This window comes from Cytobacillus sp. EB106-05-05-XG126, from assembly GCF_058791715.1.
On the sequence record NZ_JBYTDU010000001.1, the window covers coordinates 1,653,546 to 1,668,979 of the forward strand.

Annotated in this window: 14 protein-coding genes; 1 reads left to right on the forward strand and 13 read right to left on the reverse strand. The window is 41.4% G+C overall.

Annotated elements, in window-relative coordinates:
- Positions 1-258: 258 nt before the first annotated feature.
- Positions 259-1,488 (forward strand): NO-inducible flavohemoprotein, encoded by a 1,230-nt coding sequence (hmpA, locus tag AC3WTL_RS08160; RefSeq protein WP_252221448.1) that lies wholly within the window; start codon positions 259-261, stop codon positions 1,486-1,488.
- A gap of 117 nt (positions 1,489-1,605) precedes the next feature.
- Here the strand turns inward: hmpA and ftsZ are convergent, their stop codons facing one another.
- From ftsZ to AC3WTL_RS08225, 13 genes are all read right to left on the reverse strand, one after another.
- Positions 1,606-2,751, reverse strand: a complete 1,146-nt coding sequence (gene ftsZ / locus AC3WTL_RS08165) for a cell division protein FtsZ (RefSeq protein WP_076255640.1) — start codon at positions 2,749-2,751, stop codon at positions 1,606-1,608.
- A 148-nt stretch (positions 2,752-2,899) separates the two neighbouring features.
- Positions 2,900-4,186 (reverse strand): cell division protein FtsA, encoded by a 1,287-nt coding sequence (gene ftsA / locus AC3WTL_RS08170; RefSeq protein WP_035328805.1) that lies wholly within the window; start codon positions 4,184-4,186, stop codon positions 2,900-2,902.
- 122 nt (positions 4,187-4,308) lie between these two features.
- A complete protein-coding gene (locus AC3WTL_RS08175) occupies positions 4,309-4,677 on the reverse strand; it encodes a small basic family protein (protein WP_019381715.1) in 369 nt (122 codons plus the stop codon).
- Positions 4,677-5,408 (reverse strand): DUF881 domain-containing protein, encoded by a 732-nt coding sequence (locus tag AC3WTL_RS08180; protein ID WP_076255636.1) that lies wholly within the window; start codon positions 5,406-5,408, stop codon positions 4,677-4,679. Before AC3WTL_RS08180 ends, AC3WTL_RS08175 begins: the two co-directional genes overlap by 1 nt.
- Before the next feature lie 69 nt (positions 5,409-5,477).
- Complete coding sequence (locus AC3WTL_RS08185; protein ID WP_076255633.1) at positions 5,478-6,209, reverse strand: DUF881 domain-containing protein; 732 nt, start codon at positions 6,207-6,209, stop codon at positions 5,478-5,480.
- On the reverse strand, positions 6,157-6,948 hold the full coding sequence (locus AC3WTL_RS08190; protein WP_252221446.1) for a cell division protein FtsQ/DivIB: 792 nt from the start codon (positions 6,946-6,948) through the stop codon (positions 6,157-6,159). Before AC3WTL_RS08190 ends, AC3WTL_RS08185 begins: the two co-directional genes overlap by 53 nt.
- A 191-nt stretch (positions 6,949-7,139) precedes the next feature.
- The gene (gene murB / locus AC3WTL_RS08195) at positions 7,140-8,048 is read right to left on the reverse strand and encodes a UDP-N-acetylmuramate dehydrogenase (protein ID WP_252221445.1); all 909 of its coding nucleotides are present in this window, start codon (positions 8,046-8,048) and stop codon (positions 7,140-7,142) included.
- A 66-nt stretch (positions 8,049-8,114) separates the two neighbouring features.
- Complete coding sequence (murG, locus tag AC3WTL_RS08200) at positions 8,115-9,218, reverse strand: undecaprenyldiphospho-muramoylpentapeptide beta-N-acetylglucosaminyltransferase (protein ID WP_252221444.1); 1,104 nt, start codon at positions 9,216-9,218, stop codon at positions 8,115-8,117.
- Positions 9,219-9,503: 285 nt separating this feature from the next.
- Entirely contained in the window at positions 9,504-10,604 is a 1,101-nt protein-coding gene (gene spoVE, locus AC3WTL_RS08205; protein ID WP_252222342.1) for a stage V sporulation protein E, read from the reverse strand.
- 170 nt (positions 10,605-10,774) lie between these two features.
- On the reverse strand, positions 10,775-12,127 hold the full coding sequence (murD, locus tag AC3WTL_RS08210; protein ID WP_252221443.1) for a UDP-N-acetylmuramoyl-L-alanine--D-glutamate ligase: 1,353 nt from the start codon (positions 12,125-12,127) through the stop codon (positions 10,775-10,777).
- On the reverse strand, positions 12,128-13,102 hold the full coding sequence (mraY, locus tag AC3WTL_RS08215) for a phospho-N-acetylmuramoyl-pentapeptide-transferase (RefSeq protein WP_252221441.1): 975 nt from the start codon (positions 13,100-13,102) through the stop codon (positions 12,128-12,130).
- A 2-nt stretch (positions 13,103-13,104) separates the two neighbouring features.
- Entirely contained in the window at positions 13,105-13,554 is a 450-nt protein-coding gene (locus AC3WTL_RS08220; protein ID WP_076255620.1) for a hypothetical protein, read from the reverse strand.
- Between the two features lies 1 nt (position 13,555).
- Positions 13,556-15,016 (reverse strand): UDP-N-acetylmuramoyl-L-alanyl-D-glutamate--2,6-diaminopimelate ligase, encoded by a 1,461-nt coding sequence (locus AC3WTL_RS08225; protein WP_252221439.1) that lies wholly within the window; start codon positions 15,014-15,016, stop codon positions 13,556-13,558.
- Positions 15,017-15,434: the final 418 nt, after the last annotated feature.

A 15,434-nucleotide genomic window follows, 5' to 3' on the forward strand; every position in this document is an offset into this window, starting at 1 on the left:
TGACGTGATGTTCCAATTCTCTCATATAGTTAAAGTGCGTTGATTCTGTTAGAAAAAAGTATAGCGCATTTCAGTAAAGAAAGTGTGTCGCTTTCTGTATGCAAAAAGATAGAAATTTTCCCTATTCCCAACGGATTTTGTCATTATTTTTCTATTCATTGCCCCTCCTATTTTCACTGGGTGTGATTTATATCACATTTTTCGTTTTCATTATCAACTATAATGACAGTGAAAATATTAAAAAGGAGTTTTGCTGATATGCTAGACACAAAAACAATCGAAATTATTAAAAGCACTGTACCTGTACTTGAAAAACATGGTGAAGATATTACGAAAACCTTCTATAAACTGATGTTTACAAATCACCCTGAACTGCTGAACATTTTCAATCACGCTAATCAAAAACAGGGCCGTCAGCAAAAAGCACTTGCAAATTCAGTATATGCTGCGGCAAAATATATCGATAACCTCGAAGCTATTATTCCGGTTGTCACACAAATCGCACATAAACACAGATCATTAGGAATTAAACCTGAACATTATCCAATTGTGGGAGAACACTTAATTCTTGCAATTAAGGAAGTACTGCAGGAGGCAGCAACTGAAGAAATTATTGATGCGTGGGTTAAAGCATATGGTGTGATAGCTGATGCATTCATCGGATTGGAAAAAAACCTTTATGAGGACGCAGCACATAAGCCAGGAGGCTGGGATGACTTCAGAACTTTCACTGTGGCTAAAAAGGTGAAAGAAAGTGATGTGATTACATCCTTCTACTTTACACCGGCTGATGGAGGAAATATTTCCGGTTACCTTCCGGGTCAATATATTAGTGTGAAATTAACGATTCCAGGTGAAGAATACACACATATTCGCCAATACAGCCTGTCTGATTCCCCGGAAAAATCTTATTACCGGATTTCTGTTAAGAAAGAAGAAGGCTACTCTGAAAAGCCGGACGGAAAGGTTTCCAGCTATCTTCATAATAATCTTAACGAAGGCGATCAGATAGAGATTAGTGCTCCTGCTGGAGAATTTGTTCTGGAGAATGTGGATAAGCCTGTGGTTCTGCTTAGCGGCGGGGTAGGCATTACACCAATGCACAGCATGCTGCGTCATCTTGATGCAGCAGGAGTAAATCATGAAACTATTTTTGTTCATGCTGCACTTAATGGAAATGTACATGCATTTACCGGTGAAGTTCAGGAGATTGAAAAGAATAATCCCTTAGTTAAAACATATTTCTGCTATGAAAAGCCAACAGATAGAGATAAAACAGAAAAAGTATACAGCAAAGAAGGCTATATTACTACTGAGTGGTTAAAAACAATCGTGCCGAATAAAGAAAGTATGGTTTATATGTGCGGTCCAGTTCCTTTCATGCAGGCTATGTATGAAGCATTACTTGGTGCAGGTTTTAAAAAGGAAAATATCCGCTATGAATTCTTCGGGCCATCAATGCAATTAAAGGAAACTCAATCAGTTTAAAAATTTAATAAGCATGGCTCATCACTTTGAGCCGTGCTTAAATGTGTAAAAACTTTCATGACAATTGTAAAAAACACCTGGAATCGAGCTGATTCCAGGTGTTTTTTCATTCATATATTATCTTCTGCGGTTACGATTGCGAAGGAACGTCGGGATATCCAACGTTTCTTCCGGCTGATGAGATTGGCTGCTTCTTACAGTTTCCTGTGGAGCTTCCTCTCTCTTTGGCTCACGCTTCATAGCTGTTCCCATATTTGGAGCAGACTTAGGCTGTCCAAATGATGGCCTCATAGGCTTTGGCTGGATCACTTCTTCATTAAATCCCGTTGCAATGACCGTCACTACGATCTCATCTTTAAGATTTTCATTTATAACAGAACCGAAGATCATATTTACGTCCTGATCTGATGCCGAAGCAACAATATCAGCAGCTTCCTGTACTTCATAAAGGCTTAGATTCGACCCGCCGGTAATATTCATTAAGACGCCTTGTGCGCCATCAATGGATGTCTCGAGTAAAGGAGATGAAATCGCCTTTTTCGCGGCTTCTGCTGCACGGTTTTCTCCTGCAGCAACACCAATTCCCATTAGGGCTGAACCTTTATTTGACATGATTGTCTTCACATCTGCAAAGTCAAGGTTAATTAATCCCGGGACAGCGATTAAATCGGAAATACCCTGAACACCCTGGCGAAGAACATTATCCGCTTCGCGGAATGCTTCAAGCATTGGAGTGCTTTTATCAACGATTTCTAATAGCCTGTCGTTTGGAATCACAATCAGTGTATCAACCGCTTCCTTCATAGCAGCAATTCCGCCGGCTGCCTGAGTGGAACGCTTGCGGCCTTCAAAGGTGAAAGGGCGCGTAACAACACCGACAGTAAGAGCACCTAAATCGCGTGCAATCTGGGCAATTACTGGAGCCGCTCCGGTTCCAGTTCCTCCTCCCATACCAGCAGTAACAAATACCATATCCGCACCTTTAAGTGCTTCTTCTACCTGCTCTTTACTTTCTTCTGCTGCTTTTTTGCCTACCTCAGGGTTGGCACCAGCCCCAAGCCCTCTTGTAAGCTTGCCTCCGATTTGCATTTTCACTTCTGCTTTTGATAAATTCAGCGCCTGTGCATCCGTGTTAACTGCAATAAACTCGACACCTTGAACACCATGCTCAATCATTCTGTTTACTGCATTGTTACCGCCGCCTCCAACGCCGATGACTTTTATAGTTGCTAATGAATCCAAATTTGTATCAAATTCCAACATGACTTATCCTCCTAATTCGTCGACATTCCTAAGAACACCCTTATTTGATTCGCTTTTTAACGCACTCCCATAATGGGGCTGCAGTGCTTTTTCTATCCGCCGTATGGCTTTCGATTCCGTTTCCCTAACCCTTGCGAATCAAATCAAGTTATTCGAAAAAGTATCCGAGGAACTTTTTAACTCTTGATGTGATCTTTTCTTCCGGCTGTTTTTCCGGCTTTGTTTTTGGTTGCGGTTGCGGTTTTTGCACTCGGTTTTCTTTTGCTTCAGGGACAGTCACTGGCTGCTCCATTTTTCTGCCCTGTATTTTAGCATTCTTATATGCGAACTTAATCAATCCAACTGCAGTTGTGTACTGCGGTTCCCTTACTCCAATATAATCTGGAATTGCAATGCGGACTCTGTTTTGGAAAACATCCTGTGCCAGTTCAAGGATCCCCTGAGTGTTCGCAACACCACCAGATAATACATAGCCGCCAGGAAGATCTTTTGCACCAAGACGTTTCACTTCGTGCTGGATAAGATCAAAAATCTCCTCCATTCGCGCTTCTATAATATCTGAAATCTCCAGCTGATTAAATTGCTGATGCTGATCACTTCCGATGATGGGTACACTGAATACCTCATCTTCGGATGCATGATCATAGAACGCATAGCCATACTTTGTTTTAATTTTTTCTGCATCTTCTGTAGAAGTACGGAGTCCGATTGACAAGTCTTTTGTAATATGGTCTCCACCTACAGGAAGGACACTGGTTGCCTTTAAATAACCATTTTCGAATATGGCAATGGTTGTGGAGCCGCCGCCAATATCAACAAGTGCAACTCCAAGATTTTTCTCATCCTTGGATAATGCGAATGCACCTGCCGCCAGAGGCTGTAGTGTAATATCCATGATTTCAAGGCCAGCGCGTTCCACACAGCGCAGTGTGTTATGTAAAATCGTTTTTGATCCGGTAATAATGGTGCCTTCCATTTCCAGACGCACACCAATCATTCCTCGGGGATCACTGATTTCGTCCAATCCGTCGACAATAAACTGTTTTGGAATGACATCAATGATATCCCTTTCCGGCGGGATCGATACAACTTGTGCCGCATCTATAACTCTAGCAACATCCTCGTCTGTTATTTCCCTATTTTCACTAGAGACCGCGACAACACCATGGGATGGCTGAAGCATAACATGATTGCCTGTTATTCCCACAATCACATTTTTTATTTCCATACCTATCATTCTCTCAGCCTGTTCGATTGCCTTTTTAATAGAATGAACTGTTTCGTCTATATCAACAATAGAGCCCTTGCGCAGCCCCTCTGAATGTACATTGCCAACACCAATAATATTTAAAGAGTCATTGACCATTTCCCCAATGATTACTTTTACACTGGATGTACCGATGTCAAGACTAACATATATTTCATTGCTGTTCATTCTCTGGCACCTCCTTTTTTTGCTATTCCGAATATTGAACAACAATAATTTTTTGCTGTTATTTGTTTTAATAAGTTAGTTTATCTATAAAATTATTCGTCAAAACTAATATTTTCCCTTTTTTAAATATCATTTTTTTCTGTTTTTTCTCTGTTTTGAGACCATTTTGCAATTAATATTCTTCTGATGACCGCAATATTCTGGAATAGCCTGACCCCAAAAGCAAATACTGCTGCTAAATACAAGTCTACACCAAGATGCACACCCAGAAAAGCTAAACTTGCTGCCAGCAGGATGTTAAAAAAGAAACCGGAAACGAAAACTTTCTCATCATAAATGTTTTGAAGCTGCGCCCGAATCCCGCCGAATAGAGTATCCAATGCAGCAAGAACAGCAATGGACAGATAATTCGAGTATTCATCCGGCACTTTTATATCTGTCATAAGTCCAAGTATCACACCTATGATCAATCCTAAAACGGGAAGCCACATTATGATTTGCCTCCTTCATCAGGTTTCACAGGCTCCATATATCTGATTCTCAACGCCTCGTCATATGCAGGAACAGTAATTGGCTCTGCAGACTTTTCCACCTTTACCCGAAGATTGTCAATGAAGAATTCTTCTGCAGATTTTGATACCTGCATGCGGTTAAAAAGCTTCTCTGCAGATTGAACATTCTCAGTGATTACTTTCACTTCAATAGGCAAGGATTTTAAGGCATAACCGTCTATCATGGTCTCCCTGTTAATGTCCCTTATGACGGTAGTGTTGATGACCCTTCTGCCTCCAATAGATATGTGCATGGCATCATACATATTTAACTCGTTTACCAGCCGCTTAAGTAAATCAGGGGAAACAGAATCAGCCTGCTTGCCCAGGAGCAGCTCCTCATGTACCGGTTCTATGGTTAAGATTATGCCAGGTCCTGTCACTTCACTTAATCCGGCTTCCATTTTTAATTCCTTCAGCGTCTCACGAAGCACTTGTTCTTTGCTTTGTTTGCGCTTTGTTTCATATTGGGCAATTTTTTCTTCGTTTGAACTGATTTCACGCAAAAGTTTTAATTGCAGTTCTTTTTCTTTAAGGATGTCAGCTCTAAGCTCCCACGTATCTCTCGTATCACGGACAGCCGGTTCCTTAACTGTTTGAAACTGTATGGCAATCATAAAGCCAATTACAACTGTTATAAAGGTAAAGCTTAACTTCTTTTTGCTGTCCACTTTAATTCCACCTTGCTTTCCCGAATAAATTATTCTGTGGACAAATTTTATACGAATGCTGGTTTGGCTTTACGAACCCAGTAATGGTTCAATGATAATTTCGCCCTTTTCCTCTAAAGTGAATTGGATGTTTTCATCTACCAATGTATCTTTCACCCCGCCTGTGAGATTCAGAGCTGACGAAAGAACTTCGGCATCACCAATGGCAGTAATGACAAAAGGGGCAGGATGCTGATAGCCGTCTACTTCTATCACAGGTCCATTGCATACAATATATGAACTATGCGACAGCCTCTGCCCGTTTATGGCAACTGCAGAAGCACCGGAAATATAGAGCTCATTAATTACTTTAAAGACATGGTGTTCATGTACAATATAATTATTAATGTTATCTTCATCAGGATCATAATCGCCATCTGCAAGAGTAACTTCAACACCCGGGCCCTTTACTTTAACTTTTCCAAGATGCATCCGGTACTTTTCAGCATCCTCGGCTAGATTAAAATAAACCTGTGCTTCCTGTGAAAGCTCCTTTTCAATATCAAGAACGTTTTCCTGCTTTTGATTTAATTCTTTTTGAAGAGCTCTGTTTTTTTCCTCCAGTTCAACAAGCTGATTACGGAGCTCCAGGTCTCTTTCCCATTGCTTCCCGCTTAATGCCGGCTTTTCTTCTTCTCCCTGTGTAAGGTGATAGGAAAAAGCCATCATGTAACCCAGAACGAGAAAGACCAGGGAGAATATTACATGATTACCCTTCACCTTCATTTTCTTCTTCAATCTCTTCAGCTCCCTCTTTTTCATAAGCTTTAAAATAAGAGCCTACTTCCAAGTCAATGACTCCCTTTTTTTCGGGATCCAGCTGGCTTATGATAGAAGGGTAGTGTGCCATTTTTTCTGAAAAACTTCTTAGTGTAGCGCTGACTTCAAAACCATCATTCATATACAAAGTAATATGATTGGAATCTGTCTTTTTTGGAGTGTGGTGGACTTCTGAAATTGAATTTAATACCTCTTCGGGCAGTGTTTCCAGTTCTCCGATCATCATATCAAGGATGTCACCCTCAGAAAAGCCATTTAGGATTGGTGCGTTAACAGGGATCTCTGCAGCTTTTTCATCCTTTAATATGCTCCCATTCTCCATCACAGGAAGGTAGTGCTTCTCTTTCGCTATGTAGGCAATGCGCTTTAATTCATCTACCTGAATAATGATTGTGCTTGGCAGCTGAATCTTAACAGTTGAAGATTTTATTTCAGGCAGCTCTTTAAGCTTACCCTCCATACCCTCTTCATCAACCTTCCAAATATTTGTTTTTTCAGTAACACCGCTGATTTGGATAATTTCTTCTTTATCATAAATTGAATTGCCGGATACTTTAATTTGTTTAATATGGCTTAAGGGCGATTGAAAGTAGATAACTAAAACAATCAGCGAGAAAAAAAGCAGCAGCAAAAAGATCAGCCTTCTGTTCGCTTTCTTTTTTCTTTGCTGCTTAAGCTTCGGGATTCGATCCTCAAGCGAGACAACCTTACTTTTCTCCATATTTATCACCCCATCAAGAAAAGCGCAAGGACAATAAATTAAATTAATCAAATGGCTTGTCCAGCACAATTTATGCAATTAAAAATTAGGGAAGAGAACGGCATGTGAAACATGCCGTTAACACTGCATATACTGTTATCTAATTAATCATTATATCACAATAAATGGTATCTGTGAGGTATTATTTCCCGTTACTTTCGACCGATTATTTCCACTTCTGTCTCCATTTTTACTCCGTACATATCAAAGATTGTATCCTTAATATGCTGAATAAGCGCCAGGACATCTTCCGCTTTTGCATCTCCTGCATTCACGATGAAATTCCCATGCATATTGGAAATTTGAGCACCTCCAATGGAGTGGCCTTTCAAGCCGGCTTTCTCAATGAGCTGACCGGCATATTCAGGGAGCGGGTTACGGAAAATACTGCCTGCACATGGGAAGTTCCAAGGCTGAGTATCCTTCCTGTAATCTTTATTCTTTTGCATAGCGGAGGATATTTTTTCCCGGTCTCCCTCTGTAAGCTGAAAAACGGCCTCAAGAACAATTCCTGGACGCTTCTTTTGAAGAACGGAGGTTCTATAAGAAAATTCCATTTCTTCATTCGTGAGCCAGCCCATTTTCCCATCCTCAAAAAGAACATGTGCCTTGGTCAGAATTTGCGAAATATCTGAACCGTGAGCACCAGCGTTCATATAAACTGCTCCGCCTACCGACCCGGGAATCCCGCTGGCAAACTCAAGTCCTGACAAGCCTTTTTTACTGATTATGGTGGAGAGAGCTACCAATGAATAACCGCCGCCAGCTTTCAGCTCTGTTCCATTAAGATCCATGTGGTCCATGCCGCGGCCCAATTTAATGACCACGCCTTCTATGCCGCCATCAGATACGAGCAGATTCGATCCTCTTCCAATCGCTCTCCAGTTCAATTCAAATTGACGGATCAATTCCATCGCTTTTGACAGGTTTTCTATGGAAGAAGGCTCAATAAACAAATCGGCGGGACCGCCAATCTTCATTGTTGTATGATTAGCCATTGGTTCATTTTCTTTGATTGTTCCAATGTTTAATTCTCTAAGTTTGCTGATAAATCCGTCCATATTTACCTCCCTTTCTATTGATTTCAACCTAAATTTATTTATTCTATGCAAATTAACGATTCAGGGCTACTTTCCGCTATCTGAAACCAATTCTGCCATTAATTTGTAAAGTCTATTTGATGCATCCCGGATTCCAAGTTTTCTAGAAGCTTCCTTCATACTATCCATTTTATCTTTATCGAGAATAATTCGGTCAATGCTATCAATAAGTTTTTTGCCTGTTAATTCTTTTTCAAGCAATAGCTCTGCAGCACCATGGTCACTAAGCGCTCTTGCATTTTTCTCCTGGTGGTTATTTGTTACATACGGGCTTGGGATTAATATGCTTGGAATGCCTAAAGAAGTTATTTCTGCCAATGTGGTGGCTCCTGCACGTGATACGACAAGGCTGGCTCCGGCCAGCACTTCTGGCATATTGTGAATAAATGGTTTGATTATTACGTTTTCAGGATTTCCCACAAGCTCTACTTCTTTTTGCACATCATCATAGTGCACATCACCTGTAATATAAAGAACCTGATATGGCTTTTCACCAAGCTCAGCCAATGTTTTTAATACTGCATCATTTATTGGCCTTGCTCCTCTGCTGCCGCCAAAAATTAACACAGCAGGAACTCCTGTCTTTAATCCTGCAGATAGCCTTCCCCTTATTCCATCCTGTCCCAAAACCTCTGATGCACGCGGATTCCCTGTCATAACGGTTTTAGTTTCCGGAAAAAAAGCCTTTGCTTCTTCAAAACAAACTGCAATTTTATCTACATATCTGCTTAAGAATTTATTGGTTAATCCAGGGACGCTGTTTTGCTCATGAATAATGGTTGGGATCCCAAGCTTGGAAGCAGCATATACAACAGGTCCGCATACATATCCGCCTGTACCGATGACAACATCTGCCTTAAATTCCTTAAGCATCTTTTTGCTGTCACGAACGCCTTTCAGGAACCTTAAGACAGTTTTCACATTATCCAAAGAGATTTTTCTTTTAAAACCGGTTATATGTATTGATTTAAATGGGATATTTTCACGATTCACAATCGTGTTTTCAAGCCCTTTTTCAGTTCCAATATATAAAAATTCAGCATCCTTATGTTCTTTCTGAATTTGTCTTATAAGCGCAAGTGCCGGATATATATGACCGCCAGTTCCTCCGCCGCTAACAGCAATTTTCATTCTTTCACCTCATAAAAGAGTAATAATCTATAGTATTCATTTGTTAAGCCCTCGGTTAATATTTATAAAGGGCCACAGCACGTTGGAGTGCAAACACTCCCCCTCATTTCCCTATTCTACTATATTCAAAACAAATAGATAGGAACGAACATCATAATGTTAAAGAAATGTAATAATGTGCAAAATTGCAAAGAAGTTTGATAATTTAGCGTGCCGGATTTGTTATTGCTTCCAAAAAAGAAACCCTGCTTCACAGGGTTTCCTAAAATGCATGTTATAAATGCGCTAGTACCTTGCATATCTGCTAATATTAAGCAGAACCCCTATAGCCATTAGCATCAGTGTCAGGGAAGATCCCCCGTAGCTCAGAAATGGAAGCGTGATGCCCGTAACAGGCATTAGACCTGTTACAACCCCGATATTGATCATTACCTGAATAGCGACCATTGCTATAATCCCAACAGCCAAAAAACTCCCATATAAATCAGGGGCGCCAAGAGCTATACGGATGCCTCGCCATAAGAGAAGGGCAAATAACAATATGACAAAAGATCCGCCAATAAACCCAAGTTCCTCAGCTAAAATGGCAAAAATGAAATCTGTCTGCGGTTCAGGAAGATAGAAAAACTTTTGTCTGCTCTGACCCAGACCAAGGCCGAACAGCCCTCCAGGACCAATTGCATATAAGGATTGGATAATCTGGAAACCGCTTCCGAGCGGGTCCTCCCATGGGTCAAGAAAGGATGTAATCCTTTTTATTCTGTAAGGGGCTGACAGAACCAGTGCCACAAATCCGGCCAGACCTGCAGCGGCAAACCAGACAAAGTGGCTGATTCTGGCCCCTGCAATGAAAATCATGACAACACAGGTACCCACCATTACAGTTCCAGTCCCTAAATCAGGCTGCAGCATAATTAATCCAAATGCTAGAAACACCAGCCCTAAAGATGGTACAAGACCTTTTCGGAAAGAAGTGATCAGCTTTTGTTTTTCGGAGAGGAATTTTGCCATAAACACAATCATGGCAAGCTTCATAAACTCCGAAGGCTGTATGGAAAATGCACCAACGCCAATCCAGCTCCTGGAACCGTTTCGCACATTGCCTACGCCCGGAACCAGCACCAATATCAAAAGCACAAAACAGATGATAATTAACACTTTTGCCCAAGTTCTCCAGGTCCAGTAATCCACATTCATAATAAAAAACATCGCAATAATTCCGACTCCGGCAAAAAGCATTTGCCTTTTCGCAAAAAAGAAAGAATCGTCAAATTTATAATCTGCCCAAATTGCACTGGCACTGTATACCATAGTCAATCCTACAGCAAGCAGCGTTAAAGTGACGATCATTAATATAAAATCGGGAGTGGTTTTTTTAGCCGGCAACGAAAACACCTCGAATGCAAGTTTTAGGGCTGTCAAGTAGAACAATAAGCCCTGCCGAAATAAGCTTACCCGCTTATAGGCAGTCTATTGTTTCTTTTTTATAGCTCCAAATGCCACACGAGGAAGATGAATGCCTTTGCTGAAAGTTTCTTAGTCCCGCAGACAAGCCCTTAACTAAGTTTATGCACCGCATCTATAAACATGTCTCCCCGAACCTCAAAAGTTTTATATTGGTCCCAGCTTGCACAGGCAGGAGAAAGCAGAATCACATCTCCCGGCTCCGAAAGCTTGAAGGCTGCTGGTACGGCGTTTTCAACATTATCGACACGCTCAATTGTTTTTATTCCCGCTTCCATTGCTGCTTTTTCAATCTTTTCAGCAGTTTGGCCAAAGGTTACCAGTGCCTTTACCTTTTTAAGAGATGGAATAAGTTCATCAAAGCTATTTCCGCGGTCAAGACCTCCTGCAAGAAGAAGAACAGGCTGATCAAATGCTGCGACTGCATTCTTAGTTGCAAGGATGTTCGTTGCTTTAGAATCATTATAAAATTTCCTATTTTGATATTCCCCAACATATTGCAGGCGGTGCTTTACACCTGTAAACGAGCCCAGAATCCGGCTGATGGCTTCATTCCCGACTCCCGTCAGCTTGGCAGCAGCCACTGACGAAAGGATATTCTCAAGGTTGTGCTCTCCTGGCAATGATACATCTTTTCTTTCCATCACTTGTTCATCATTAAAATAAATCCAGCCATCTTTAACATATGCACCTTCAGACAGGACTTTGGAAGTCGAAAAAGGAATGATCTGAGCCTTTGACCGGGCAGCACATTCCATTACTTTATCCTGGTCGGCATTGACAATGAAATAATCCTGTTCAGTCTGATTCATCGTTATGTTTGCTTTGGCTGCATGGTAATCTTCTCTTGTGCCATGGTAATCCAAATGGGCATCATATAAATTGGTTAAAATGGCAATTCTCGGCCTGAAATCCTGAATGCCCATCAGCTGAAACGATGAAAGCTCAATCACGATATTGTTTTCTTCCGCGGCATCCTGCGCAACTTCTGAAGCTACTGTACCAATATTTCCAGCTATCAGCGGCATCTTGCTCCCTGCCTGAAGCATTTCAAACACAAGTGTAGTCGTTGTCGTTTTTCCATTAGTGCCAGTAATCGCAATAAAAGGAGCTTCAGAAACCTGATAGGCAAGCTCCACTTCTGTAATAACCGGTATGCCCTTTTCAAGGGCTCCTTTTATCATTGGATTATGATAAGGTATACCGGGATTTTTTACAATCAGCTCAAACCCCTCTTCAAGAAGTTCAATGGGATGGCCACCGCAAATAACTGTAATCCCCTGCTCAAGCAGTCCTTGTGCTTCAGGATTTTCTGCAAGCGGCTTATAATCATTAACAGTCACAAATGCTCCAAGCTTATGTAAAAGGGAAGCTGCACTCACTCCGCTTTTCGCCAGCCCCAGTACTAATATTTTCTTATGTCTATAGCGATTGACTTCTTTCACTTACACCCACACCTCAATATAAATTCCTAAGATTGCAAACAATAACCCAACCGTCCAGAACGTAACAACAACCCGCCATTCTGACCAGCCTACCAATTCATAATGATGGTGAAGCGGGCTCATGCGGAAAATCCGTCTGCCGGTGGTTTTAAAGGAGGCCACCTGTAGAATAACAGATAATGTTTCAATAACAAAAACCCCGCCGATAATAATCAGGATGATTTCAAGTTTTGTCAGGATGGCTATGGTCGCAATAGCACCGCCAAGAGCCAGTGAGCCCGTGTCTCCCATAAACACCTTTGCAGGATGGGCGTTAAAGACAAGGAAACCCAATACTGCTCCAACTACTGCTACAGAAAAAATGGATACTTCAAATTGGGATTGATTCCAGGCCAGTACTGCAAATGCTCCAAAAGCGATTGCGGCAGTCCCGGATACAAGTCCATCAAGTCCATCTGTCAGATTGACAGCATTTGAGAATCCGACCAGCCAGATAATAATAAATAAAACATACCCCCAGCCCAAATCAATCGAAATATCTGTCAGCGGAATATGTACCTCTGTTGAAAAGTCATTCTGCTTATAAACAAAATAAAAAATCACTGAAATAATAATCTGGCCCAGAAGCTTCTGTTTTGAAGTCAGGCCTAAATTACGCTTCAAAACCACTTTAATAAAATCATCCAGGAAACCGAGGAGTCCAAACCCCAGGGTAACCAGAAGCAGCAAATATGTTTCTACTGCAGGCTGTGAAAATTTACTGGTCATAAATAAAGTGGTCACCGTGACGGAAAGAAGAATCATAATCCCGCCCATTGTCGGAGTACCTGTCTTCTTCATATGGGATTTCGGGCCTTCTTCACGGATGCTTTGCCCAAATTTTAACCTTCTCAGGAAGGGAATAAATATGGGAGACAGCAATACCGTAATTAAAAAACCTGCCAATATTGTGAAAAAAATAACTTGCTCCATCATACTTATCCCCTCCTTTCGCGTTTGGCATTACCCGCAGTTTCCGCTAATCTTGCAGCCATTACAGCAATATCATATGTTGTTTCTTTTTCTTTAAGACTTTCTTCATTCGAAATAAGAAAATTAGTTGTGTTCATCTTTTCTTCTGCTTTACTTAATTTATTAATATATAATTCCATGATATCCTTTAAGCCTTTCGTTAAGTCGTTTGTATAAAAAATAGGGAAATGATTTGGGGTGTATGACGGCGTCTCGGCATTCTCATTCCAGATTGCAGCAACAGCCCCTCTTTCAATAGCTTCCTTCAGATTTCCGTCTTCCTCGTAAGGAATATAAATTCCTTTTGGCTGCAGGTCAGAAGAGGACGATGCCACGGTATGAAATTCCAGCTCATGATCCTTTATTCCTTTGGCAGCCGGAAACAATTCCGCTAAATCCTGATACGTCAAATACATTTTATCGCTCCTCTATAGCCTCTTTTGCCACCAGACGGTCATCAAAGTCAAAAACATGGCTGCCTACTATCTGATAGGTCTCATGACCTTTTCCTGCTATTAAGATAACGTCTCCTGCACTGGCATTTTTCACCGCATAGTGAATGGCTTCTTTTCGATCGACGATTATTTTATAACTTTCTTCTTTTACTCCCTCTTCCATATCTCTCAGGATTTGGATTGGATCTTCACTTCTCGGATTATCTGAAGTGAAAATTGGGTCTGTACTGTACTGGCATGCAATTTCTGCCATTAACGGACGTTTGGATCTGTCTCTGTCTCCTCCGCAGCCCACGATGGCGAAAATGCGCTTCAGGGCAAATTGCTTTACCGTTTCCAGCGCATTTTTCAGACTGTCCGGTGTATGCGAATAATCAACAATCACAGAAAAATCCTGGCCTGCATCTACGGTTTCAAATCTGCCGGCAACTCCTTTAACTTCTTCTGCAGATTTAATGATTTGAGAGATTGATATGCCTGCAGCGATACCAGCACCAATACTTGCCAGTACATTATAGATGCTGAACTTTCCTATCATTTTTAAAGAAACTTTATGCTTCCCGAATGGGGAAATTAAGTCAAATTCCGTACCGGCAGCAGTCATTTGAATATTAACAGCCCGCAGATCAGCTTCCTGATCAATTCCGTAGGAAATGACATGAGCAGCTGTCGCTTTTTCATATTCTGCGGAGGCAGGGTCATCTGAATTTAAAATGGCATACTTCGGTTCTCCATGATTATAGGCGCTTCCAAGCTGGGCAAACAACAGCCCTTTTGCTCTCCTGTATTCATCCATCGTTTTATGATAATCCAGGTGATCCTGTGTCAGGTTCGTAAATACGGCTATATTAAAATCACAGCCATGAACACGGCCTTCAACAAGTGCATGAGAAGACACTTCCATTACAGCTGAATCCACACCTGCATCTGCCATTTTTCTAAATGTGCTTTGCAAAGTCAGGCTTTCAGGAGTAGTATTTTTCACTTCAAAAGTTTCATCGGCAATCTTCGTATACATCGTGCCAATTAAGCCGGTCTTCCTTCCTGCGTCTGCAAGAATCTTTTCAATTAAATGACTTGTTGTTGTTTTGCCATTGGTCCCTGTTATGCCAATTAAATGAAGCTGCTTGCTCGGCTGTCCATAAAAAGCATCAGCCAGCACGGCCATCGCCCGTTTTGTATTATTAACTACTATAACCGGGATATCTAAGTCCAGCTCTTTTTGGGCCACTATCGCTGCTGCGCCTTTTTCGGCAGCAGAAGCTGCAAAGTCATGGCCATCCACCGTATAGCCCTCAATGCAAATAAACAGACTTCCAGGCAGAACTTTCCGGTTATCGTTAACAATCGCTGTGATTTCAGGGTTTTCCCCTTTATATGTCATATAAGGCTGTAAAAATCGCAGCAGTTTATGTAATTCCATCTTTACCATTCCTCTCATGTTAAAACAGAGCAAACTATTCCCTTATTTAATAAAACTGGTCAGTATAAAGTGAAACTTCAATTAGTGGGGAGTGCTTTTTCCCCGCTAATTGTTAGTTGAACCAATCGGGCCTTTACGGGCAGTTTGACCCCCGCTTATCTCAATTGATTCCTCTGAGTCTTGAAGTGGGGTCTTACTGCCCGTTAGACTGCGATAAAGTGAAACTTCAATCAGTGGGGGGTTTTCTTTTCCCCACTGATTGTTAGTTGAACCAATCGGGCCTTTACGGGCAGTTTGACCCCCTTATCACCTTTGGTTCCGCTGAGTCTTGAAGTGGGGTTTTACTGCCCGTTAGACTGCGATAAAGTGAAACTTCAATCAGTGGGGGGTTTTCTTTTCCCCACTGATTGTTAGTTGA